The sequence below is a fragment of the Nereida ignava genome (genome assembly GCF_047114695.1).
In the GTDB taxonomy this organism is placed as follows: Bacteria; Pseudomonadota; Alphaproteobacteria; order Rhodobacterales; family Rhodobacteraceae; genus Nereida; species Nereida ignava.
This window is the reverse complement of record NZ_CP112885.1, coordinates 2,293,905-2,317,355: the sequence shown is the minus strand read 5'-3', so window position 1 is coordinate 2,317,355 and position 23,451 is coordinate 2,293,905. Positions and strand designations below refer to the sequence as shown.

The 23,451-nt window shown below is 52.9% G+C and carries 21 protein-coding genes and 1 tRNA gene; 2 read left to right on the top strand and 20 right to left on the bottom strand.

Annotated elements, in window-relative coordinates:
• Positions 1 to 61: 61 nt before the first annotated feature.
• Both OLX08_RS11400 and OLX08_RS11395 read right to left on the bottom strand, forming a co-directional pair.
• On the bottom strand, positions 62 to 1,438 hold the full coding sequence (locus tag OLX08_RS11400) for a TolC family outer membrane protein (RefSeq protein WP_391481519.1): 1,377 nt from the start codon (positions 1,436 to 1,438) through the stop codon (positions 62 to 64).
• A gap of 84 nt (positions 1,439 to 1,522) precedes the next feature.
• Positions 1,523 to 2,176 (bottom strand): protein-L-isoaspartate O-methyltransferase family protein, encoded by a 654-nt coding sequence (locus OLX08_RS11395; RefSeq protein WP_391481518.1) that lies wholly within the window; start codon positions 2,174 to 2,176, stop codon positions 1,523 to 1,525.
• Positions 2,177 to 2,342: 166 nt separating this feature from the next.
• On the opposite strand from OLX08_RS11395, the gene OLX08_RS11390 reads away from it, so the two are divergent.
• A tRNA-Cys gene (locus OLX08_RS11390) sits at positions 2,343 to 2,416 on the top strand.
• Positions 2,417 to 2,919: 503 nt separating this feature from the next.
• Here the strand turns inward: OLX08_RS11390 and OLX08_RS11385 are convergent.
• The 5 genes from OLX08_RS11385 to dctP form a co-directional block, all read right to left on the bottom strand.
• Positions 2,920 to 4,437, bottom strand: a complete 1,518-nt coding sequence (locus tag OLX08_RS11385; protein ID WP_391481517.1) for a malonate--CoA ligase — start codon at positions 4,435 to 4,437, stop codon at positions 2,920 to 2,922.
• Between the two features lie 11 nt (positions 4,438 to 4,448).
• Positions 4,449 to 5,687: a malonyl-CoA decarboxylase gene (locus OLX08_RS11380; RefSeq protein WP_391481516.1), complete on the bottom strand. Its 1,239-nt coding sequence runs from the start codon at positions 5,685 to 5,687 to the stop codon at positions 4,449 to 4,451.
• Positions 5,684 to 7,000, bottom strand: a complete 1,317-nt coding sequence (locus OLX08_RS11375; RefSeq protein WP_391481515.1) for a TRAP transporter large permease — start codon at positions 6,998 to 7,000, stop codon at positions 5,684 to 5,686. The genes OLX08_RS11380 and OLX08_RS11375 overlap by 4 nt, the downstream gene beginning before the upstream one ends.
• Positions 7,000 to 7,548, bottom strand: coding sequence for a TRAP transporter small permease (locus OLX08_RS11370; protein ID WP_341246609.1), 549 nt, complete (start codon positions 7,546 to 7,548; stop codon positions 7,000 to 7,002). The genes OLX08_RS11375 and OLX08_RS11370 overlap by 1 nt, the downstream gene beginning before the upstream one ends.
• 79 nt (positions 7,549 to 7,627) lie before the next feature.
• Positions 7,628 to 8,617, bottom strand: a complete 990-nt coding sequence (gene dctP, locus OLX08_RS11365; protein WP_391481514.1) for a TRAP transporter substrate-binding protein DctP — start codon at positions 8,615 to 8,617, stop codon at positions 7,628 to 7,630.
• 137 nt (positions 8,618 to 8,754) lie between these two features.
• Between dctP and OLX08_RS11360 the strand changes: the two genes are divergently transcribed.
• Positions 8,755 to 9,402, top strand: a complete 648-nt coding sequence (locus OLX08_RS11360; RefSeq protein WP_391481513.1) for a GntR family transcriptional regulator — start codon at positions 8,755 to 8,757, stop codon at positions 9,400 to 9,402.
• A 125-nt stretch (positions 9,403 to 9,527) separates the two neighbouring features.
• On the opposite strand, the gene OLX08_RS11355 is transcribed toward OLX08_RS11360, so the two are convergent.
• The 13 genes from OLX08_RS11355 to OLX08_RS11295 all read right to left on the bottom strand — a co-directional run bounded on the left by OLX08_RS11355 (position 9,528) and on the right by OLX08_RS11295 (position 23,405).
• Positions 9,528 to 10,001 carry a hypothetical protein gene (locus OLX08_RS11355; RefSeq protein ID WP_412535654.1) on the bottom strand — a complete coding sequence of 158 codons (474 nt, stop codon included), beginning with the start codon at positions 9,999 to 10,001 and terminating at the stop codon, positions 9,528 to 9,530.
• Positions 9,980 to 10,747 carry a TolC family protein gene (locus tag OLX08_RS11350; RefSeq protein ID WP_391481511.1) on the bottom strand — a complete coding sequence of 256 codons (768 nt, stop codon included), beginning with the start codon at positions 10,745 to 10,747 and terminating at the stop codon, positions 9,980 to 9,982. The genes OLX08_RS11355 and OLX08_RS11350 overlap by 22 nt, the downstream gene beginning before the upstream one ends.
• Positions 10,748 to 11,153: 406 nt before the next feature.
• A complete protein-coding gene (locus OLX08_RS11345; RefSeq protein ID WP_391481510.1) occupies positions 11,154 to 12,536 on the bottom strand; it encodes a TRAP transporter large permease in 1,383 nt (460 codons plus the stop codon).
• Entirely contained in the window at positions 12,526 to 13,071 is a 546-nt protein-coding gene (locus OLX08_RS11340; protein ID WP_391481509.1) for a TRAP transporter small permease, read from the bottom strand. Before OLX08_RS11340 ends, OLX08_RS11345 begins: the two co-directional genes overlap by 11 nt.
• 93 nt (positions 13,072 to 13,164) lie before the next feature.
• A complete protein-coding gene (locus tag OLX08_RS11335) occupies positions 13,165 to 13,983 on the bottom strand; it encodes a metal ABC transporter permease (protein WP_391481508.1) in 819 nt (272 codons plus the stop codon).
• On the bottom strand, positions 13,983 to 14,840 hold the full coding sequence (locus tag OLX08_RS11330) for a metal ABC transporter permease (RefSeq protein WP_391481507.1): 858 nt from the start codon (positions 14,838 to 14,840) through the stop codon (positions 13,983 to 13,985). Before OLX08_RS11330 ends, OLX08_RS11335 begins: the two co-directional genes overlap by 1 nt.
• Positions 14,837 to 15,733, bottom strand: a complete 897-nt coding sequence (locus OLX08_RS11325; RefSeq protein ID WP_391481506.1) for a manganese/iron ABC transporter ATP-binding protein — start codon at positions 15,731 to 15,733, stop codon at positions 14,837 to 14,839. The genes OLX08_RS11330 and OLX08_RS11325 overlap by 4 nt, the downstream gene beginning before the upstream one ends.
• Positions 15,730 to 16,641, bottom strand: coding sequence for a metal ABC transporter substrate-binding protein (locus OLX08_RS11320; protein WP_391481505.1), 912 nt, complete (start codon positions 16,639 to 16,641; stop codon positions 15,730 to 15,732). Before OLX08_RS11320 ends, OLX08_RS11325 begins: the two co-directional genes overlap by 4 nt.
• A 99-nt stretch (positions 16,642 to 16,740) precedes the next feature.
• Complete coding sequence (locus OLX08_RS11315; protein WP_391481504.1) at positions 16,741 to 18,993, bottom strand: xanthine dehydrogenase family protein molybdopterin-binding subunit; 2,253 nt, start codon at positions 18,991 to 18,993, stop codon at positions 16,741 to 16,743.
• 3 nt (positions 18,994 to 18,996) lie between these two features.
• Entirely contained in the window at positions 18,997 to 19,458 is a 462-nt protein-coding gene (locus tag OLX08_RS11310) for a (2Fe-2S)-binding protein (protein WP_391483251.1), read from the bottom strand.
• Positions 19,459 to 19,526: 68 nt separating this feature from the next.
• Positions 19,527 to 21,767 (bottom strand): ATP-binding protein, encoded by a 2,241-nt coding sequence (locus tag OLX08_RS11305; protein WP_391481503.1) that lies wholly within the window; start codon positions 21,765 to 21,767, stop codon positions 19,527 to 19,529.
• 21 nt (positions 21,768 to 21,788) lie between these two features.
• Positions 21,789 to 22,481, bottom strand: coding sequence for a response regulator (locus OLX08_RS11300; protein WP_391481502.1), 693 nt, complete (start codon positions 22,479 to 22,481; stop codon positions 21,789 to 21,791).
• Between the two features lie 375 nt (positions 22,482 to 22,856).
• A complete protein-coding gene (locus OLX08_RS11295) occupies positions 22,857 to 23,405 on the bottom strand; it encodes a cold-shock protein (RefSeq protein WP_391481501.1) in 549 nt (182 codons plus the stop codon).
• Positions 23,406 to 23,451: the final 46 nt, after the last annotated feature.

The window sequence follows — 23,451 nt, the reverse complement described above, 5'->3', positions numbered from 1 at the left end:
TGAGCATCCCCCGCGCGACAACAGGTTGCTGCGCACACAGTAAATCACACGCGTAATGTGCTTACTTGTTCAGACCTTTGAGAATACGGTCAAGCTGTTGGCCCTGCTTGGATTTTTTCGTCGGACCATCTTTGACCAACTCATAGTAACCAGCGGGATCATATGTCTGAATGCCAAGCTTCAGATAATCAGCGGTCAAAAGACCCATTGAAACCAGCACACCGTAAGATGCACGCCGTTCGTCAATCAACGCGCTGATGCGTTGTGTGCGCGCGTTCAACAGTTCCTGCTCAGCATCAAGCACATCAAGTGTCGTCCGTGCACCAAGCTTTGCTTCTTCACGCACCCCGTTAAATGCCGTTTGTGCCGCGCGCACCTGACGCTCGGCCGACTGAATTTGCGCCCGTGCAATGGACAAATCAGCAAAGGCGTTCTCAACTGATTGGCGCACATCATTGCTCACTACATGCACGTTTGCCAGACTTGCGTCACGACGCGCTTGAGCTTGGCGAACTAACGACGACAAACGCCCACCTTGGTAAATTGGCTGGCTTAGCTCGATCTGAGCGGTTTCGGTCGTGTCAAAATCGTCATCAACCCCGATACGGCCCGTCAGGGTTACCGTGCTGCCCATAGCGGCTTCGGCGCGTGCTACATTCAACTCCGCAACGGTCACTTCACGCTGCGCACGCTTTGCGCTTGGGTGGTTACGTTGTGCAAATTCTGCCGCCGCAGCGATTGATTTGGCAGGACTTGGAACAGGCTTGACCGCTTGCAAATCACCCGGCTTGCGCCCAACTGCATTTGCATATTCCGCCATTGCACGGCTAAGCGCACCTTGCGCAGACGCCAGATCACCACGCGCGCTGGCCATACGGGCCTCCGCAAGGGCAACATCTGTTCGCGTCACTTCACCTACGTCAAAGCGGTCCTGAGCGGCGCGCAATTCGCGGTTCAGCAAGGTCAGGTTGTTATTGCGAAGCGCCACCAATTGGCGCTGACGCCGGACGTTCAAATACGCATCAATCGCACGGAACAGAATCTGCTGTTCAGCCAAAACAAGCCCTTCACGCCCCGCCAGAACAGCTTCTTTGGCGGCCCCCGCACCAAGCCGTGAGCGGTTGTTATCGTAAAGTGTGATCTGCGCCGAAAGTGTTCCCGACGCGCTGTAATCAAACGAATTAAAAGCATTTGCGTTTGTGCCAGTCGCCGCCGCAGAAAAAGCAATAACCGGCTTCAGCGCAGCCATTGATTGCGCCACATCTTCGTCAGCGGCACGTAGCAGCGCGCGTTGCTGTTGCAACAGACCCGAATGTTTGTAGGCCCCGATCAACGCATCTTTTAAACTATCCGCAGCAGATGCCTGAGGCAGCAGAGTTGTAAAGACGGTGACGGCGGTTGCGAGAAAATACGCGGGACGACGAGGCGTTGAGAACATTAGAAAAGCTTCCTAGAGATCAGCTGCGGTGCGCGAAAACCGCGCCCTGCCTTAACTGAACTATCTAGTATAGTTTTCAGAGTGTCAAAGCTGAAAGGCAGTTGCCGCTTGGAAATCCGGCAGGATCGGGGCAGTTGCGTTGAATGCAAAACGCCAGCTCACTTTACCGTCTTGTTTGTGACCGATCATGGCCCGCCCAAGCGCGTTTTCCATCATAATCACACCGATACGGCCGCCGTCTTTTAGCTGTGCCAGCAACGCATCCGGTACAACTTCGACGCCACCGCTGATCAAGATCACATCAAATGGCCCCTCAGAAGCAGCCCCTTCCGCTAAGCCACAATCTTTTACAGCCGCGTTATCGATATTGTTTTCTGACAGGTTGCTCTGAGCAATCTCGGCCATCTCGGCATCACTTTCCACACCAACAACAGCTGCGGCCATATGTGCCAAAACCGCCGTGGAGTAGCCGTGCCCGCAGGCCACGTCGAGAACAAGATCGTCAGTATCGATGGTCAGCGCATCAAGAAGCTTGGCAAAGCTGCGTGCTTCCAACAAAACACGGCCCCCGCCCAATGCAACTTCACCGTCCATGTAAGCCGCTTCACGTTTTTCGGACGGGACATACACCTCACGTGGGATCGACAGCATTGCATCAATAATCGGGAACTTCGTGACGTCCGACGGGCGCACTTGTGTGTCGACCATCATGCGGCGGCGTGTTGCAAAATCGCTCATATCGTAGATCCCGTTGGCTGCTGGATATGTTCGTGCTTTTGCCACAGCACAAAGAAGGCTGCAATGGCGTTCGCAGTCAGTACACAGCAGACGATTTTGGGTTGTGCAATGGCAAACGCACCGCTAAATCAACGCTACACCACGCGATTGCATTGCAAACGCACGAGGCGAGTTGGCGGAGTGGTGACGCAGCGGATTGCAAATCCGTGTACACCGGTTCGATTCCGGTACTCGCCTCCATATTACATCCCACGGCATAACTAAGAGCATGGTGATGGACTTTATCTAGCCCGTTCAATTTAAAATTATATTCCTTACATCGGATCGCTGGAAATCCAGATTAGCCTGTAAACTTCAGCGCTATTACTTAATCACGATTTATACGAAGATATAACGCTTTAGACTTATGTACGCAGCTAATGCACAGTTGTAGCAAATGGCGTGAAGGCACAGAGACTGATTAATGCAAATCTTCAGGGCACCATAAACAAAGAAACGCTTGCTATGGCACACCTTAAGTTCCAGAGGGTTGGCGCAAATTTAGTTTAGCCAACGCTATAGTAACCTCGGAACACTAAGAGTGGTCCCAGTGACACCCCCTCACACTCCGCTAGCGAACTCGCTGTAACGTGATGAGCAACGCCTCAGCCTTGCCCTTCATTCTGTCTGCTGACAACTAACCGATGAGATGTGCAAATGCCGTCTCACGTCACACGTCACACGTCACACGTCACACGGTGACATCATGCAGGAACGAACAAGTCTTTGTACTCGTCGCGTAGCGCCTTCTTTTGCACTTTGCCCATCGTGTTACGTGGAAGCTCAGGAACAACAATCAGTTTTTGCGGGTGCTTAAAGCGGGCAAGCGAGGTGGAGATGCTCTGTTTGATCGCATCAAGATCAAGCTCTGCCCCAGATTTAGCAACAAGAATCCCAAGGACTGTTTCGCCAAAATCTGGATGTGGAACCCCTACAACTGCACTTTCCAGAACGCCGTATTCCGCATCGAGCAGAAGTTCAATTTCCTTGGGGTAGATATTGTAGCCACCCGAAATAATCAGATCCTTGTTGCGCCCAACGATATGCAGATACCCGTCTTCGTCGATCTGGCCCAAATCCCCTGTGATGAAAAATCCGTTGTCACGTAGCTCCTCTGCTGTTTTTTCGGGCATCTGCCAGTATCCCTTAAAGACGTTGGGTCCACGCACTTCGATTTCGCCAATCTCGCCTTGGGGCAAAGTTGCACCGGTAGTGCTATCGGTAATTTTGACCTCAACACCCGGAAGCGGGAAGCCAACCGTACCGGCGCGACGCTCGCCCTTGTAAGGGTTGGACGTATTCATGTTGGTCTCGGTCATGCCGTAACGCTCAAGAATTCGGTGGCCCGTGCGCTGTTCGAATTGTACGTGAGTTTCCGCCAACAGGGGCGCGCTTCCAGAAATGAACAGACGCATGTGCTGCGCAAGATCTTTGGTAAAACGCGGATCCTCCAATAAACGCGTGTAGAACGTCGGGACCCCCATCATCGTGGTTGCGTTGGGCAGATGCGCAATGATCACATCCAGATCAAATTTGGGCATGAAGACAACTTTACTACCCGCCAGCAACGCAATGTTTGTCGCCACGAAAAGCCCGTGTGTATGAAAAATCGGAAGCGCGTGAAGCAGCACATCACCGGATGTGAACGCCCACTCTTTTGTCAGAGTTGTGCAGTTTGAAAGCAGGTTGGCTTGGGTCAGCATGGCACCTTTTGAGCGACCTGTGGTCCCAGACGTGTAAAGAAACGCGGCCAAGTCATTTTCCGAGCGTTCAACCGTTGAGAATACAGAAGCCATCGAACCCGCTTTGGTGGCGAAACTACCGCTACCGTCATTATTCATGGTCTCAAGAATGGCGCCACTTGCCGCGGCGATTGGCGCCAAAGCCTCAGACCGCTTGCCATCACACAGAAGTACGCGCGCGGCGCTATTTTCAACAAAGTACGAGACTTCATCAGGCGTGTAAGCCGTGTTCAACGGCAAGAACACGATCCCAGCCTGAACACATGCCGCGTAGACGGCCAAAGCTTGGGGAGATTTGCCGATCTGAACTGCAACACGGTCGCCGGGCTTTACGCCCAATTCTACCAGCACATGTGCATATTGCGCTGCCAGATCAAGGAACTCACCGTGGGTGATGACTGTGCCGTCAGGCGTCTCCAGGAAAGGTGTTGTCTTGCCTTGGTGGCGTCCGAAAAGTGTATCAAATAGAGGGTTTGCCATGATCAGGCTCCTTAACTTTTGGGCGCGACCGATGCGCTTAGCGCTTTGACAGCAGCGGATGCGACGACGGTCTGTTCGCCCACGAATTTCTCGTGGTTTTGTGAAATTTGGGAAAGATCGTAGAGGTAATTCACCATTGCCCCATTAGATTGCTTGCGTCCGTTCGGCGACGTATCTGCCTCTGCGTGAACGGCGTAGACCAGCGCGCCATTGCCCAAGTGGAACCGCGCAACGGGATCGAACGGCATCCCATCGGACCTTTTCGCCTCAAGTAAATAATGCGCTGCAACAGCTTGGTTGTCGGCCTCTTCTAGGATGTCCAAATCAGTACCGCCAAGCCATTTATTCAACCCCGGAATTGGGGAAAGTGTCACAAATGTCGACAGGTTGGGTAGGTCTTTTGACAGATCAGAGACAACTTGTTTGATCAGCGAATTGCCAAACGAAATACCGGCCAAACCTGCTTGGCAGTTCGAAATTGAGTAAAAGACCGCCGTGTCGGCATCTTCGGCTTCAATCTCTGCGCGTTCATTTGTGAGCAAGTCTTGAACGGAATTAGGCACACCTTTCGTCAAAGCCACCTCCACGAAGATGAGTGGCTCGTCTGCCATCGACGGGTGAAAAAACCCAAAACAACGCCGATCAGTCGGTTTTAATCTGCGGCGCAGGTCATCCCAGCTATCAATTTCATGCACTGCCTCATAGGCAATGATTTTTTCAAGGATTTCCGCAGGGCTTGACCAATCGATGGGCCGCAGCACCAGAAAACCGCGATTGAACCACGACGCAAATAAATGCCTGAAATCTACGTCTACGGGTTCCAGATCAGCACGATCTCTCATCATGCCCAACAGGTCTTTGCGCATCTGAACCAATTGTCCGGTCGCACCAGGAACCTGATTAAGGCGTCTTGCTAACTCCTGCCGGCGGGGCTCACATGCGGCTGCAAAGGCACGATACGTGCCTTTGGCCGGTTTCTCTTGGTACTTCTCTAGCGAACTGATGACGTCATCCGGATTGATCTCAAGATCATGAGCCATGAATTTGAAAAACGCTGTTTTTTCCTCATGGGTCATGCCTGCGTAACGATCCAGTAGGTTGCGTGCCAGAGTAACACCCGACACCTCTCCGTGACTGCTAAGCAGGTCTTCGCACAACTCCGATGTCGTTCTGTCAACAACCTCATTCGAGAGCGCCTTTTGATAGCGCCGCTCAAATACAGTTGAAATCAGCTCGCTAAAGTAGCTCACACCGCCTCTCCCATCATGACATCAGGAAGCCATGTCGCAATGCCCGGGAAGAAGCACAACAGAACAATGGCGATCACCATGCATGCAACGAACGGCAATGACCCCTTTAGAATGGTCTTGAGCGAGATGTCAGGCGCGATGCCATTGATCACATAAAGGTTCAGCCCGACGGGCGGCGATATCAAACCGATCTCCATGTTGATGGTCAGTACGACCGCAAACCAGATGGGATCAAAGCCTGCTGTGGTGATGATAGGCAGCAAGATGGGCGCAGCCATCAAAATTACCGCGACTGGAGGCAAGAAGAAGCCCGCAACCAAAAGGAACAGCATGACGAACGTCATTAGCACCCAACGGTTCACATCCAATGTTCCGATCCATTCCGCGATCGACTGCGTAATGAATAGACTTGAAAGCATGTAGGAAAACACACCCGCTGCAGCGATGATGAACATGATCATCACGCTTTCCTTGGTACTGTCGCGCAGAACGACCCACAAATCTTTTGGGTTCCACAATTTGTAGATCACAACCGCGATCAACAAGCACAGCAGGGCGCCAACTGCGGCAGTCTCAGACGGTGTCGCGATGCCACCATACATTGCATAAAGAACGCCCAAGATGATCGCCAGAAATGGCAATACGCGGGGCAAGATCTCGAACTTTTCTTTCCACGTGTAGACGCGTGACGACAACAGTTGCTGATCGCCCGTTTTCCATGTCGAATAAAGTGACCACGCCATAAACAAGCCCACCAACAGAAGCCCCGGAATGACACCGGCCAAAAACAGACGCCCAATCGAAGTCTCTGTGGCGATGCCATAAACGATCATCGTGACCGAAGGCGGAATAAGGATACCGAGCGTACCGCCCGCCGCGATCGACCCGGCCGCAACGCCGTCGGGGTATCCGCGTTTGCGCATCTCGGGGATGCCCATTTTACCGATGGCCGCACAGGTTGCGGGGCTTGAACCGGACATAGCCGAGAAAAGTGCGCAAGCACCCAAATTGGAAATTACCAAACCACCCGGCACGCGTGTCAGCCAGCGTTCAAGCGCTTCGTACAGATCAGCACCCGCCCTTGTGGATGCAATCGACGAGCCCATGATGATAAACATCGGGATCGCAAGAAGGGCGAAGTTATCAAGCTTTCCAAACAGAATTTCAGGGATCAACTCAAGCGAACGAAGGCCATCAAAGATTAACAGAAAGCCAGTCGAGACGATAAGCAGTCCAAGGGCAACAGAGACCCCAGAAAAGAGAACAAGGATGGTAACGAGGGCGACAATGCCGCCAAGCAAAATCGGGTCCATTACACGTCCTCCAGACCAAAGGGGGTGTCAATTTTCAAAAGAACAGCGACCAAGTCAGCGATCAACTGGAGCAAGAACAGCCCAAATCCGACAGGAATTGCGAGGTACGGTATCCATAGTCGCACGGCCCAAATGGTGTCAGACTTCCAGTTCCGCTCATAGGCGAGATGCCAGTGCTCGTATCCGTAGAAAAGAACGATTGCGACCATCGTAATGGACAGGGTCATCGTCAGGATGAACATGTAGTAGCGCGCGCTTGGCGAAAGGGCGAGCGGGATCAAATCAACGTTCACGTGCCCGCGCAAACGCTGCACGTAAGGCAGGCCAACCAAGGTGGCTGCGATAGCAAGATAGATCACCGCTTCGGTTTGCCAGACAGTAGACTGGTTCAATACGAAGCGCACGAAAATCATTTGGCAGGTAATTGCAACAGCCGCGACAATCATCGCCGCAGAGCACCATCCCGCTAGAGTAGAGAGGGCTGCAACCGCACGCAGAAAGGGATTATTGCCCGTGCGCGAAGAGGCAGCTGAGCTTTGGCCAGCCATATCGACTTTCCTTCCAAAAACAGAATTTAGTGGGGGGTATGTTTGGCGACCGCCGTTTCCAGCGGTCGCCATATCAGTCTTACTCTACAGCAAGCGCCATATCGAGCAGGTCCTGCCCGTCCGGTACATCCGCCACAAAGAGCTTGTAGGATGTTTCCTGCGCCAATGCGCGCCATGCATCAAAATCTTCAGCAGACATGCTGGCGATCTCAACGCCTGCATCTTGGAATACCTTAACAGATGCGGCATCCTGCTTTTTGGCTTCCTCTAAGTAGAACGCTTCTGCCTTTTCCGCAGCCGCCAATAGGGCGTCTTGCTGATCTGCTGACAGACCCTCAAAAGTCGATTTGTTCATCAGCAAAGGCTGGTACATGAACCACAGCGCAAAATCTTCTGTCGCAGGTGTGTAGCAGGCAACCTGCTCATAAATGCGATAAGAAACGAAAGACGAAGACGATGTGTTTGCAGCATTCAGAATGCCTGTTTGCATCGCGTTGTAGATTTCTGAAGACGCCATGGATGTGATAGACGCATTTGCGCCGGCCAGCATTTGTTCAAACGCTTTACCCGCCGCACGCGTTTGCAGCCCATCAACGTCAGCCGGGCCGGTGATGCATTTGTCTTTTCCAACAAAGCCCCCCGCCAGATAACCGTGCACAAGCACCATAACATCATCCTCAGCCATCTTTGCTTCGAGGGCTTCCATATAAGGAGATTTGCTCAAACGTGCCGCATGGTCATGGTTCTTCACCAAGCCGGGCATCAGTGTCAGGTTGAACGCTGGCTGCTGGCCACCCGCGTAGCTAAGCGGCAAAACGGTCATATCCAATTGACCACGGCTTAACGGACGATATTGCTCACGCGGTTTAAACAAGGACTTCGATCCGAAGATTTTGATATCTAGATCGACATTGGCTTCAGCCACACCGTCCGCGACGATCTGTGCAACTTGGTGGCGAATATCTTTGTTCGACCATTGGTGTGACAGACGTAATTCGGTCGCCTGCGCCGCAGACGCAACGCCCATAGCAGCCACCATAGCGACAGTCGCTAGAATGTTCTTTTTCATAATTTCCTCCCATTTATCAGCCGACTCGTTGGTGCGACTGTTCTGTACCCTCACCCACGATGCATTCTCAGTCAACATTCTTGTATACAAGATGTTAAATATTGCGCTCCAAGATAAATATATAGTATTGTCGCGATATGACATTGAAACGTGCAGAACAAATCGCAGACTCTCTTGAGGAACTGGTTTTCCAAGGTGAGTACGCAGACGGTGAACGCCTTGACGAGATTAAACTCGCCGAGCACTTCAGTGTGTCGCGTACCCCTATCCGCGAAGCATTGCAGCGTTTGGTCATGTCTGGAATGGCCGAACAAATTCCCAGACGAGGCGTCTTTGTGCGCCAACCAGGGCCCGTAGAACTACTTGAAATGTTTGAAACAATGGCAGAATTAGAGGCCTCTTGCGGCAGATTTGCAGCCGCAAGGATGACCGATGAAGGGCTCAAACGACTTAGTCACGCGGACGCCAGATGCCGAGACGCGGTTGAGCGTCAGGATGCGGCTGGCTATTACTATGAAAACGAGGTCTTCCATCAGGAAATCTACCGCGGCGCCACTAACTCACATCTGCAAAACGAAGCGTTAAGATTGCAACACCGGCTCAAACCCTATCGCCGCGTCCAGCTACGTTTTCGAGGGCGGATGGGGCAATCACTTGCGGAGCATGATGAAATTATTGAGGCGCTCATGGCTGGAGATGCCGAACTGTCTGCAAATCTGCTGCGAGCGCACGTGACAGTACAAGGTGAGAAATTTCAACAGTTGATCGCTGGGCTGAAAAACTAGCAGCAAGACGCGTTCGTCCGCGAAGTAAAAATAGTGAGCAACTTTGGACGTGGTAAAGAGGAGGCCACTATCAAATCGTTACAAGCTAAACACTACGTTATGTTACACGACCGTTCTTTTCAAACCTATGTGATGCACCAAAAGACACGCAGCCACTGGTTCACGATACGACCATTCTGGCACGTCCAGCCTTGTGTTGTAAAATAAGCGGCATAATCCTTTCCGATATCAGAAAGTGCATCGGTGATCTTATTGCCGCACGGCTCACTCCACTTGGTGTTTAGAGGAACATGACCAAACACTATGACCTCTCCCGAGTTCAGCTTAGAAACACCATCCATTGACACTAACTCGGCATGATGACCGTCGGTTAAATAATGGGCGTTCCGAATTAAATTGAAATTGAACGATAGACGATCGTCTCTGCCGCCCCAGACAAACAACCTATCCGTCGCCACCTCACTTTCGGCAAGCTGAGACGTTAGTCGCCAGTCGTGATGCGGCGCCAATTTATCGCGTAGGGATTGCGTGATCTGCACTTGGTCTACAGTGACATAAGCCAAAATCAGGATCGCCATTAACCAGTGCCGGGCAGACATAAACGCTCAACGTCCGCGACCACGGTCCGCGTCAACAAAGCCAGATCGCTCAAGGCTTGCGACAACCGCGATTGTTCAAGCGCTTCTTCAGATGCAATACCCGCCCGCTCGCTGCGCAGCGATGATACACTCGCGCCCAGATCAAGCCCTTCTTCGCTAAGCACCGATTGCGCACTAACCTGGCGCGCAACCAGAGCCTGACGCTGACGCAATGAAGTAGCCCGCGTGTTGGCTTGAATGGCCACAAGATACGCGTCCATGATCTCATACGTTACATCGCGCACCGTCTTGATGTACTCAACTTCCGCTTTGCTAAGTGCATTGGCGGCATACTGAATCCCAAAAATACGGCTCAAATCAAAAATCGGTTGGGTAATGCGTACGCTAAGCTTCGTTGCCGGATAATCAGCTTGCCCCAACTGGAAAACAGCGTTGTCAGTTTCTTTCACGTTTGAGCTGACTTGATCCGACTGGTAATTAACGGACACCTGCGGCAGATATCCAAAAATTGCATTTAGACGAAGGGCGTCTTCGCGGTTGATCGCCTGAGCCGCCCGCCCGATACGCGAATTGCGTTCAAGCGCGAGCGCCGTCAGCCGAGACAGATCAACTTGGCCCTCACCCGTATCAGATACACCTGCGAAGTTGGTCTTCAGCGCGCCTATGGCGTTTTCTTTATTCAGCGTTTTTGAAAGCCGTTCATCAATGCGTGCTTGCTTTTCCGCCTCAAGACCCGATGCCAACAAACCAGACAGCCGCTCATCAGTCGCTTTGGTTGTCGCCGATTCACACCCACTTAGTGCAACAAGTGCTGCGAGCGCTTAAACGCGTTCGCCGAACGCCGGCACGGGAAATGCGGGATTTAGCTGATCGACAGCGCGCCAAACGGCGTTGATCACGACCAAAAATATTCGGGAAAACAACTAACATTGAGACTAATAAACACCGCTGAAAAACTGGTAACTTCAAGACACTATACGAACGCCAGCACGCAAAGCGCCGTTCACTTAGCCTTAAATTGTCTTGTCACCGATCAAAAAGCAAGCGTTTTCACACGGTTGAAAGGCAAAGACATACACTGATCATAAGGCGATAAGGTCAGACTAGCCGCTAATAATTATGGCGCAGAAGACACAGCATACTTCAGCCCAGTTACAACACCGTTGGCAAATAAAGGGCCAACGCGGGCACGGCCAGCAGTAGTGCAACGCGGATCAATTCGATGCCAAAGAATGGCGCTACACCGCGGAAAATGACGCTTAGATTTGTGGTAGGCGAAAAGGATTTGATCACGAAAACATTCAGGCCAACCGGCGGCGTGATCAACCCAAGCTCTACGACAATAAGCGCAAGAATTCCAAACCAGATGCGTAAATCATCCGTCGTCATGCCGAATGCAGCCGTCTCAGCGGTGACAAAATCCCCGCCATTGAGCTCGATCAAGACAGGCCAAAAGAACGGCACCACGACCAAGATCATCGACAGGCTTTCCATAAAGCAGCCTAAAATGATCAAGATGAGCAACATCAAAATCAGAATGACGTAAGGCTCAAGCGTAGAGGCCCCTGCCCAATCGCTCAGCGACGCTGGCAGGCCAGTGCGCGCGAAAAAGCCCTTGAGGATATCTGCGGAGAACAAAATGAAATAGATCATCGATGCGGTTTTTGCTGTCGCCAGAAGTGCTGCTTTCAAGCGCCCAAAAGTCAGCCCGTCATCAGACGTGCGCCTTAACAAAAGGCCGTACCCCAAGATCAAAAACACTCCTACGCCCGCCGCAGGTGTCGGTGTGAAAAATCCCATACCAAGACCCAAAATAATGGCCCCAAAAATCAACGTGACAGGGATCAAACGTCTAATGGCGTGAGTGCGTTCTGATGGGCTGAGCGCGATGGGTTGCGGGGCAAGGTCAGGGTTTCGGCCCACTCGCACACGTATCACGACTAGGAAAAACACGACTGCCAAAAGACCGGGGACAATGGCCGCTTGGAACATCTCTATGATCGGCGCTTCCACAACGATCGCGTAGATCACCAAAGCCACGGACGGCGGGATCAAAATGCCCAACGTACCGCCTGCGGCCAGCACGCCTGTCGAAAGGCCCTCGTTGTATTTCAAGCGGCGCAGCTCGGGCAGTGCAACGCGGCTCATTGTCGATGCGGTTGCGATAGACGAGCCACTTACCGCCCCAAAACCCGCACAGGCCAGCACGGTCGCCATCGCCACCCCACCGCGTATTTTCTGCGTCAGCGCACTTAAACCTTGGAACAAATCACGGCTGAGACCCGTTTCCGCCGCCAAAAAGCCCATGAGCACAAAGAGAGGCACAACCGACAGATCATAATTCGCCACCGAGTTCCAAAGCGCAGTTTTGAATTGCAAAAGATAGGGACCGAATTTGATGAACGGCGAGGCGAGGCTCAGCACCCACGTGCCAACAACACCAGTAACCAACATCGCCAACGCCACGGGGATGCGCAGCATGATCAAAAGAAACAGCGCCAGTAGTCCATAAATCCCGATGATTTCACGATCCATCGGCATTCTCCGGTGGTCCCGCTATTGCCATTAGTGCTGCCACTGACCAAAGCGCGCAGGACACAACTGCCGAAGACATAAACACCCACACGGGCCAGCCCAGAACCGTAGTTTCCACGTGATCCGCGCGCATTTGAACCGTACCTTGGACCAGCATGAACGCCATCCACACAACAATTGCGGCCAACACAGTATTGGACAAAACGGTAACGATCCGGCTGGCCCGCACGGGTGCATATTGCATAAATACATCAACGGAAGCGTGCGCGCTGTGCAGTTGCGCGTAAGGAAACATCGCCAGTGCCGCGACGCCAACCAGCATCTGAACCGCGTCTTCGTAACCCGGCAACCCAGGAACTGTCCCCCCCCACAACCGCGCGATGACATTCGCACTGAACCCCGCGGCATTAATCGCAGTGACGGAGACAATGATCAAAAGCAAAGCGCCACCCAACAGCGCCCAGCCGTTTATCACTTTCACCAAGATCGCCCTAAGGGACATCTGCTGCGCCTCACATGTTTTGGCAGTGGCCATCGTATCCTGCCGTTTTGCAGGGTTCACATGGTCAATACCACTGCGCAGCACTTGTTCAACCCACCAACTTCTTGGGGTTTATGACAGACCCTATCAGGCTACGCGAAGTTTAAAGCGCGCCCGCACAAAGGCCGCAATGAAGCAAATGGTCAGCACCAAAATGATTGTTGGCGCCGGTGCACTGTCGATGAAGAAACTGGCGTAGATACCCACGACACTTGAGGCGAGCGTTACGAGTACGGCGGTGGGCAACATGATGCTGAGGCGGTTGGACAACAGATACGCAATCGCGCCCGGTGCAATCAGCAACCCAATTGCCAAAATAATGCCGACTGCAGACAGGGTCGCGACAATTGTCAGGGAAATCAGCGTAAGAAGCCCATAGTGCAGCAGCCCTACCCGCAATCCCACAGCCTGTGCTTGCACCGGGTCAAACGCGTGCAACATCAAATCACGTCGCTTGGCGATCACGATACTCGCAACCCCTAGGGAGATCAGGCCAGCCGTCCAAAGATCCTGTTCACCCACCCCCAAGATGTTGCCGAAAAGGATGTGATCCAGATGCAGATTGGTAGAAATCTTGGTGTACAAGACAATCCCAAACCCAAACATTCCCGAGAACACAATGCCCATAACGGTGTCCTGCTTGACGCGGCTGTTGTCGCTAAGAAAGCCAGTCGCAACAGCGCAAAACATACCTGCAACGAACGCCCCTATGAGTAACGGGATGCTGAATACATAGGCCAACACGATGCCCGGTAGCACCGCATGGCTGATCGCATCGCCCATCAACGACCACCCCTTAAGGACCAGATAACAAGACAACAGGCTGGTCGGAATGCTTAGCATTGCCATGATCACGAAAGCCTTGTTCATGAACGCAAATTGAAACGGCAACAGCAACTCGTCCATCAGTTTGTCCGCACTGCTTTAGCCGCACGCCGACGCGCCGCAAGATATCCATGTGTTGGCGCAAGCATGAACGCGACCAGAAAGATCAGGGTTTGCAGGCTCACGATCAACCCACCCGTTGCACCGTCCAGGAAGTAACTCAGATAGGCGCCGACACAGCTTGTTGTCGCACCAATCGCCACACTTAGAGCAAGCAAACGTGGGAACCTGTCAGTCAACAAATAGGCCGTCGCACCCGGCGTCACGACCATGGCGATGACCAAGAACGCACCAACAGTTTGCATCGCGGCCACACAGCAGGCAGCCAAAATCGCAAAGAAAATGACTTTCAAAGCATCGGGCTTTAGCCCGATTGAACGGGCGTGATCTTCGTCAAAGAACGTCACCATGAAGTCTTTCCACTTTGCCAACAGCACAGCTAAACTCACAAAACCAATGACAGCCAATTGCAGCGTGTCCGAAGGAGTAATGGCTAAAATATTGCCAAAAGTGATGGTCTGCACACTGATCGAAATGGGTGAGACCGAGACCATAAACAGGCCAAGCCCGAAGAATGACGTAAAGATCAGACCAATGATGGTATCCTCTTTCAGGCCAGTGCGTTGGTTCAAAAAAAGCATGGATGCCGCCGCCAAACCGCCCGCCGCAAACGCCCCAAGTGCAAATGGCAGGCCCAGCATATACGCCCCCGCTACCCCCGGCACAATAGAATGGCTCAGCGCGTCGCCGATCAAGGACCACCCCTTAAGCATCAGATACGCCGACAAAAACGCACAGACCGCCCCCACCAGCGAGCTGACCCAAATTGCATTGAACATGTAGGCGTAGCCAAAAGGCTCAAGGAGCGTGTCGATCATTCGGTCACTTCGCCTTTGGCTTTTGGCGCATCGGACGCTGCTTGCATCTCGTCGCCGTAGACCACGAAGGGGCGCTCATCATCGGTGATGACCCGAACGGACCGGGTGTCATCATCATCGTGAAGCTGAGAACCGGTTAGAACAAAGTGGCGCAGAACGCCGCCAAAGGCGATTTCAAGATTGGCATGGGTGAACACGTCTGCGGTTGGGCCAGAGGCCAACACAGTGCCTTTAACCAACACCGTGCGGTCACAAAACTCTGGCACGGATCCAAGGTTGTGGGTCGAAACCAAAATGACGCGCCCCTCATCGCGCATGGCTTGCAACAAGGCCACGATGGCGTCTTCTGTTTGTACATCAACGCCTGTAAACGGCTCATCAAGCAAGATTACCTGCCCTTGCTGGGCCAATGCGCGCGCAAGGAAGACGCGCTTGCGCTGCCCGCCTGAAAGCTCGCCGATTTGACGGTGCCGGTAGGCTTGCATGCCGACGCGGTCCAATGCCTCAGTGACGGCCGCATGGTCCGCAGCAGATGGCCGACGTAGGAACCCCATGTGACCGTAGCGGCCCATCATCACCACGTCTTCCACAAGCACAGGGAAGCTCCAATCCACGTCCTCGCTCTGGGGCACATAGGCCACCATGTTCTTGGCCAGAGCCGCCTTAACGGACATGCCCATCACAGAAATCTCGCCTCTTGCGGCAGGAACAAATCCCATAATTGCTTTGAATAACGTGGATTTACCTGCCCCGTTCACCCCAACCAACGCTGTAATTGTGCCTGCGGGAATTTCAAAACTCGCGTCCGACAAAGCGGTATGCCCGTTGCGGTAAGTAACGGTCACATGTTCGGCTTTGATGCCAGTGCTCAGGGGCGCGGCTATGTCTTTCATCCGCCCAAACCATCGGCAATTGTTTGTGATGTCACACGAAGTAGGTCCAGATATGTGGGCACAGGCCCGTCCTGTGCACTAAGGCTATCGACATAGAGCACGCCACCGTAACTGGCGCCTGTTTCACGCGCGACCTGCTCCGCGGGGGCTTGGCTCACAGTACTTTCGCAAAACACCGCAGGGATATCGTTCGCACGCACGGCATCAATCACACGGCGCACTTGTTGTGGTGTACCTTGGGCATCTGCGTTCATCGGCCACAGATACAACTCCTGCATTGCGAAGTCCTTGATCAGATAGCTAAACGCGCCTTCGCACGTTGCCAGCCAGCGCTGTTGTTGCGGGATTGCTGCAACACGGTCGCGTAGGGGGGCAATCGTTTGGGTGATACGTTCTTTGTAGGCATCAGCATTGGCGCGGTATGTCTCGGCATTATCCGGATCATGGGTGACCAATGCGTCACGTATGTTGTCCACATAAATCAGCGCATTATCCAGCCCCATCCACGCATGTGGGTTTGGCAGGCCCGTATACTCACCCGCAGAAATACTGATCGGCGTAATGCCGTCAGTCAGCACAGCACTGGGCACCTCGGATAAATTACTCAAGAACTGCTCAAACCAAAGCTCAAGATTTAGCCCGTTCCACAAAATCAAATCCGCATCTTGTGCGCGCAGAATATCGCGGGGCGTGGGGGCGTAGCCGTGTATTTCTGCACCGGGTTTTGTCACGCTTTCCACAACTGCTGCATCACCCGCCACATTGCGCGCCATATCAGCCAGAACCGTAAAAGTCGTCACCACTTTAAACTGTTCGTCCGCAACAGCCTTGATTGGCAAAATAGCAAACGCGCCCGCCATAACCAGCGAACAAAATGACGATGAAATAGAGGGACGGAAGAAAAACATGTGCAGATCTCCATTGATTGACTGCAGCCCGTTTATGCGAACCACTCGCAACTAGCAAGATAATTGCGAGCGGTTCTCAACTTCTGCGCCAGTCTCCGCTTAGGCAAAATCAACGTCGTTCCAGAACGGCATCCTGCGCACCCTTTGCCCCGTCGCCGCGAAGATCGCGTTCGCAAGCGCAGGCGCGGCGGGCGGGACAGGTGGCTCACCGATGCCGCGTACTTTGTCACCGTTCGTCAAACCACGGACCTCAATTTGCGGACACTGCGCCATGCGTATTCCGTCGTGCATGTCAAAATTACGCTGATCGGCGACGCCATCTGTGAAAGTGATTTCACAGTTCATTGCGTGACCAAGCCCCCAAGCAACGCCGCCCATTACGTTATTTTCAAAATTAATCGGATCAAGCACCTGCCCCACTTCTGCGGCAATCCAAACTTTTTCGATCACAATGCCCCGACTAGTATCACGCACCTGCACCACTTCCGCTGTTGGCACGCCGAAGCTTTCAACAAAGGCAACGCCGCGCCCCTGCCCTTGGCCAAGCGGTGCGCCCCAATCCGACATTTCCGCAACCGCCTCCAAAACTGCGCGGTGGAGTGGCGACTGGATCAACCTTAAGCGTTCTGCCATCGGATCAGCCCCTGCAGCATGAATCATTTCATCCAAAAAGCTCTCTGCAAAAAACGCAGCCGATGACGCACCAACAGATCGCCATGAGCTAATCGGCGCTAACTCTGGTGTGCGATATGCGCGCACGGACAGGTGCGGCACCACATAAGGCATATTCCAAACACCGGCTGCAATTTGGGTGTCAGGACCCGCAGCAGGCTGACCCAAACGTGGCATTTGCGACGCCGTTACGGACGGTGATGCGATGTCCATCTGCCATGCATGCACCCCACCATCTTTAAGCGCGCCTTTTGCGCGTCCCATGCTGATCTGACGGACGTAATCTTGGGCAAAATCTTCTTCGCGTGAGTAGGTTAACTTGACCGGCTTGCCCTTCATTGCCACTGCAATTTCAGCCGCTTGGGTAACCACATCAAACTCAAGGCGATGACCAAAACTGCCCCCTGCCATTTGTTGATGAAAAACCACTTCATCGGCATCACAGCCAACCACAGCCGCGACTTTTTGCTGCAAAAACCGCGGCATCTGATGTGCTGTCCAGATCTCTATTCCGGTTTCAAGAGTTCGGGCCACAGCACAAAGCGGCTCAAGGGGTTGATGGGCCACGTAAGGCGCAAAGTACTCCGCCTCAATCTGCTGCACCCCCTTGGCGTCTGCGCCCAGCGCGGCGTCAACATCACCATCATTGCGCCACTCTTTGTCTAGCGCATCGTCCGTAAAGCTATCAGAAACCGCCTGCCAGTGATCCTCCATTTCAGCGGGGTACGGAGCATCGGGCCATTCGCAGCCGATCGCATTAACAGCCCTGATCGCGCGCCATGTGTTATCTGCAACCACAGCGATGCCGTTAGATACAGACACAATGGCACTGATGCCGCGCATTTGTTCTGCTGCGGCTGTATCATATTGCGCCGCAGAACCGCCGCGTTTGGGATTGGTGCGCACACTTGCGTGAAGCATCCCATCGAGTTCCAGATCGATTGTATAGCGCTGTGTGCCAGTAGATTTGGCTACGATATCATTGCGCAACACAGGCTTACCAAGCCGTTTCCATTCCGAAGGATCGCGCAAAGAAACGTCCGTCACTGGCGCAATCTCCGCTGCTACTTTTGCCAAGTCGGTATAGGCAATTCTGGTGCCATCAGGCAAGACGACCGCGCCCTGTTTCGTTTGCAGCGCACTGACTGGCTGACCCGTTTGATCGGCGGCAGCCTTTTTCAGTGTCTCGCGAGCAACGGCCCCCGCCATGCGTAGCTTTTCATAACTGTCAGGCACACTGCTTGAGCCCCCCGTTACCATCAGGCCAAGCAGCTTGAATGCAGCCCCCGCAGCCCCGCGCGCAGACCGCGCGGCAAGGCTGTCGTCAGCGCTTTGAAAAGGCACCGCCTCATCCGCGAGGGCTGTGTTGTAGTAAGCTGGATCTGGGGTGCCGAACGACAGCGTGACCTGATCAAGATCAATGTCTAGCTCTTCAGCAATCAGCAGCGCCTGAGCCGTCTGCACCCCTTGCCCTACATCCGTGTGAGGAGTGATCAGTGTAACCGCATCTGCGGTGATCTTAATGAAGGGCGTAAACGCAGCCTCACCCTCACGCAGTTCTGAAAGCAACGGGTTTGCGTGCAGTGTCGCCACCTTATAGGCCCCAAACGCAACGCCACCAGCCACAAGGCCAGAGCCAATCATAAAACTGCGGCGGGTGATCTTTTTGAGCTTACTCATGATCTATCCTTTCGCCAGCGTGTCAGCGGCTTGCTTCACAGCGGCACGAATGCGCGGATAGGTTCCACATCGGCATAAGTTCCCGTTCATCGCATCATCAATGTCAGCATCGGTTGGACGGGGGATAGCCTGCAGAAGTGCGGCGGCCTGCATCATTTGACCAGACTGACAATACCCGCACTGTGCGACCTGAAAATCAGCCCACGCAGATTGAACAGCGTGCATGGCGTCCGGTGTGCCCAACCCTTCGATTGTGGTGATCTCAAATCCAACCGCATCAGCTGCCGCAATCTGGCAACTGCGCACAGCATCCCCATTCAGATGGACCGTACACGCGCCACAGGCCGCGATACCACACCCGTATTTCACACCCTTGATATCCAGTACATCGCGCAAAACCCACAACAATGGCATGTCATCTTCGACGTCAATTTGGTGATCGGTGCCGTTTACCTTCAATTTCATCATGCTCACCCCTGTTTGTTAGCATTAAGGTAGGTCTGCCACAGCTTGGGATCAACACGCCCGCTCGCCTAACGTGACGATAGGTTCAATTCCACACGGACTGCATCCAGAAGAGCGTCCCTCGACACCGGCTTTTGCACCATGGGTGGCAGTGGCGACATTTCCGCATTCGCACCCACGATTTCTTTGGAATAGCCCGACATCAACAAGATCGGCAAATCGGGCAGCCGGTTTCGCACCTCACTGGCCAACCCAACCCCTTGCAACGCGCCCGGCATGACCATGTCCGAGATCATCAGATCAATGTTGGATTTCTCATCCAAAACCTGCAACGCTGCATCGCCTGAATTCACCGCAACCACGTTGTGACCTGCCGCGCGCAACTGACGCGTCATGGCTAGGCGCACGCCGCGTTCGTCTTCGACCAACAGTATCGTCTTTTGTGTCTGACGCGGCACTGTGCGCGGCTCTGTTTCCACCGAGCTTTCGGCGTCCAAACTGCGCGCGACCGGCAACAACAACACAACTGTGGTGCCAGAACCCTCCTGCGTTTGCAGATAAATTGTCCCACCAGATTGCCGCATGAACCCTTGAACCATCGATAGGCCAAGCCCAGAGCCTGTGCCGACCTTCTTGGAGGTCACAAAGGGATCAAATACCTTCTCTGCCAACGCTTTACTCATACCAACACCGGTATCGCGCAGCCGAACTCGGACATATTCTCCCGGGATAAGATCACCAGGCAAATGCGCAGTTTGAGTTGCCGTGATATGCGTCAATTGTGCGGTAAGGGTAAATTTGCCACCGTCAGGCATCGCATCACGGGCATTAATGGCCAAATTCAAAAAAGCAGTTTCCAGTTGATTGCGGTCAATTTGAACAGGTGGCAACGCTTCTGAAACATCAGAAGAAATCTCAATTGATGCGGGCATGATACGCTTAAACAGTACCATCGCTTCGCCCAGTAAGTCATCCGCGCGGTGGGCTTTCGGCTCAAGGTAAGATCGCTTTCCAAACGCCAAAAGTTGCCGTGACAAAGATGTGCCACGGCTTGCAGATTTGCGAATTTCATTGGTGCAGTCTTGGCCGTTTTCATCCAAAGGCATGTCCAGCAGAAGCTCTGCGTTGGCCAGAACGATTGCCAAAATATTGTTGAAATCATGGGCTACACCGCCGACCAACTCGCCAATGGCTTCTTGGTTTTGCAGATACGCAATGCGGCGTTCAGATGCGCGCAACTCACTTTCCCGCTCCAGAAGTTCCGCTTGGACAAGTCCACTGGCGTGTTTGATGTGCCGCAGATACAGCCAGCTTAGCGCGACCACAGCAAATATTGACCCCATGATGACCACGAACATGATCGCCTCGGTTGGGCTGAAACGATTTGCTTTACTCACGCTTAACGTCAATGTCCGCCCACCAAGCGACAACAACGCATCATCGGCATTCAACTCAGGCAGAACGCGGTCCATCCAATCAATGTCTGCGGCATTTGGCGCAATCTCGATCGGTGGGGCGTCAGCGTCATTGACAGAAAGACGGATGCTGTAGTCACCAAGCCCGTCAACAGCACCGCTCTGCGACAACATAACCTCGGGCGTAACGGGAGCCGCCACAACACCGCGCCGCCAGACACTTGGCTGGTCGTTGTCAACCACGACCGGAGACAGCACCATCAGACTGAGATAGTTATCACCACGCTGTGCATCGAGCGACAAGATATATGGCCCGACCAACGCGGGCTGATTGAGCAGAAACATTTGCTGAACGGCGCGAAAACCTTCCGTATTTTCAGTCAAATCAATACCAAATTTCGTTTGCCTAGCCGAAGGCGGATCCACGAACAAAAGCGGAGCAGAAAGTGGTGGTCCGGTCTGTTTCAAAAGTGGGAGATTGGGATATCCCTGCGCCTTGAAATAGTCCGTATTTCGCTGATAGTAATTGCCAAAAAGACTAAGTTCGCTGCGTGATAATATAGGTGCGTATGCGACGACACGGGTTAGATCCGACGAAAACTGACGGTGATTTTGGCTCCATACTTTGTCGAAATCGTTCAGATCAAACACGCCCTTAATCGACAGTATCTGCGCAAGGGTCGCCACTTCTTGCTCAATAAGAGAGAACTGCAGCATCAGCGCATTCTTAAGCTGATTTGCCTTTTCGTTTAGCTCATCTTGATGCGCACGATTAGCAGCGGACACCAGCGCATACCCGACAAGAACAAAGCAAACGGCAGCCACAACTGAGCCTACGCGCGCCATATGCACCGCTTTGCCAATGTCACTTAAGTGGCGCGCAAGGGCGGTCATTGGCCCACGCGCAGAATTGCTTTACGCCTCGGGATCGGCGGCTTTTGACGGCCGGTCGGGTTCTGCCAGCACATACCCCTGCCCCCTAATCGTTTGAATTGGCGTACTACTTTGGGCGGCGGCAAGCTTTTTGCGCAAACGGAAGATGAACACATCAATCGTGTTATGATCAGGATCATCGTCGGCCACATACAGTTCTTGGCGCAGCATATCCTTTGAAACGACCAGACCCATTTTGCGGGCCAGCATCTCAAGTACCTGAAATTCTTTCTTGGTCAGCTTAAGTTTATGCCCGTTCGCAACCGCGACCTTCCCCTCAATATCAATGGTCAGATCCCCCACCGAAAGCGCATTGTGACTGTGCCCTTGTGACCGCCGAACAATCGCAGAAATACGGGCGCGCAATTCATCGCCATTGAACGGTTTGGTGATGAAATCATCTGCACCCAATTCAAAACCACGAATCTTTTCATCAATCTGGTTTATGCCTGTCAGGATCAGCACCGGTGTTTCCACCTTATTTTCACGCAAGCGTTTGAGGACCGTGTACCCATCAAGATCTGGCAATTTCAGATCAAGCAGGACCAGATCGTAATCATAGCGCGTCGCCAGATCGATGCCTTCTTCACCACTACCCGTGAAATAAGTGAAAATATCGGCTTTTTTCAGAGTTTTATCGACAACTTTGACCAAGGCCTCGTCATCTTCAATCATCAACACACGCACTAGCTACCAACCTCAATACTAACAACATCTGTACACAGCACGGGTATAGCATATGAAATAATTAACGCTGATTAAAGCAAATACGTGAATAATGCGTGATTGTTTGTGAAACAGCCATGAGCGTGCAATCTGGGCTTTCCGTCTGCGCACTAAAAAGCCTGACGGAGTAACTCCATCAGGCTCATTACTAAATACATCGTGCACGTGGCACTACTCGTTACCCGTCAAAGAGAACCTCTTCGACTTCAATTACGTAGCGTAACGTTTATGAACAGTTCATGAACAAATATGTAAATGAACAGTTAATAACAAAAATGTCGCACTGATATGGGGCCAGCAACGGGACCAACGCCGAGACGATGCTTATTCAAACTCGAGTTGAGATGCGTCTGTCCAAGGAAACAGATATTTCACGGCTGCTTTTGGCCCATCATTTTCAATGACTACACAGATGCCCAACCCAGAGGCGACCTCACCCAAGGATGACAGGCGCAGAGTTTCTGCATGAAAGAACACCTCTTTCGCCTCGCCGTAAGGAATGACAAAGCCGTAGCCCTTTTTGGCATCAAACCACTTCACGATCGCGGGCTGCAACGCACTTAGTTCATCCGCAGTTAAATCCGCAATCGTCAGCAGATCTTCAGACGCGATAACTTCTGTAATTTCGGAAATCCGCGCGCCGCGCGCGCTGTCCTCGACCAGATAAGTCAGTTCAACTTCTTTGGCGATTGAGCTGAGGCCAAGCTCTCGCAAGATGTTTTGATGCAGCAAAACATCCTCGCCAGTTTGCCCGTCAACAACGAAGCCAATTCCCTTGTTTTGATCAAACCACTTCACAACCCCACGTGAGGCGCGGCTTTGCACATCACCAGGTCCCGGACCACTTTGGTCTTTATTATCACTATTCGACATACTAGCGCCTTACGCTCCGGCTACACTTGTTACGCGGCCGTTTTTG

Coding starts and splice junctions, on each gene's coding strand:
- OLX08_RS11400 (WP_391481519.1), bottom strand. CDS start 1,438: ATGTTCTCAACGCCTCGTCGTCCCGCGTATTTTCTCGCAACCGCCGTC.
- OLX08_RS11395 (WP_391481518.1), bottom strand. CDS start 2,176: ATGAGCGATTTTGCAACACGCCGCCGCATGATGGTCGACACACAAGTG.
- OLX08_RS11385 (WP_391481517.1), bottom strand. CDS start 4,437: ATGGCAAACCCTCTATTTGATACACTTTTCGGACGCCACCAAGGCAAG.
- OLX08_RS11375 (WP_391481515.1), bottom strand. CDS start 7,000: ATGGACCCGATTTTGCTTGGCGGCATTGTCGCCCTCGTTACCATCCTT.
- OLX08_RS11370 (WP_341246609.1), bottom strand. CDS start 7,548: ATGGCTGGCCAAAGCTCAGCTGCCTCTTCGCGCACGGGCAATAATCCC.
- dctP (WP_391481514.1), bottom strand. CDS start 8,617: ATGAAAAAGAACATTCTAGCGACTGTCGCTATGGTGGCTGCTATGGGC.
- OLX08_RS11360 (WP_391481513.1), top strand. CDS start 8,755: ATGACATTGAAACGTGCAGAACAAATCGCAGACTCTCTTGAGGAACTG.
- OLX08_RS11355 (WP_412535654.1), bottom strand. CDS start 10,001: ATGTCTGCCCGGCACTGGTTAATGGCGATCCTGATTTTGGCTTATGTC.
- OLX08_RS11345 (WP_391481510.1), bottom strand. CDS start 12,536: ATGGATCGTGAAATCATCGGGATTTATGGACTACTGGCGCTGTTTCTT.
- OLX08_RS11340 (WP_391481509.1), bottom strand. CDS start 13,071: ATGGCCACTGCCAAAACATGTGAGGCGCAGCAGATGTCCCTTAGGGCG.
- OLX08_RS11335 (WP_391481508.1), bottom strand. CDS start 13,983: ATGGACGAGTTGCTGTTGCCGTTTCAATTTGCGTTCATGAACAAGGCT.
- OLX08_RS11330 (WP_391481507.1), bottom strand. CDS start 14,840: ATGATCGACACGCTCCTTGAGCCTTTTGGCTACGCCTACATGTTCAAT.
- OLX08_RS11325 (WP_391481506.1), bottom strand. CDS start 15,733: ATGAAAGACATAGCCGCGCCCCTGAGCACTGGCATCAAAGCCGAACAT.
- OLX08_RS11320 (WP_391481505.1), bottom strand. CDS start 16,641: ATGTTTTTCTTCCGTCCCTCTATTTCATCGTCATTTTGTTCGCTGGTT.
- OLX08_RS11315 (WP_391481504.1), bottom strand. CDS start 18,993: ATGAGTAAGCTCAAAAAGATCACCCGCCGCAGTTTTATGATTGGCTCT.
- OLX08_RS11310 (WP_391483251.1), bottom strand. CDS start 19,458: ATGAAATTGAAGGTAAACGGCACCGATCACCAAATTGACGTCGAAGAT.
- OLX08_RS11305 (WP_391481503.1), bottom strand. CDS start 21,767: ATGACCGCCCTTGCGCGCCACTTAAGTGACATTGGCAAAGCGGTGCAT.
- OLX08_RS11300 (WP_391481502.1), bottom strand. CDS start 22,481: ATGATTGAAGATGACGAGGCCTTGGTCAAAGTTGTCGATAAAACTCTG.
- OLX08_RS11295 (WP_391481501.1), bottom strand. CDS start 23,405: ATGTCGAATAGTGATAATAAAGACCAAAGTGGTCCGGGACCTGGTGAT.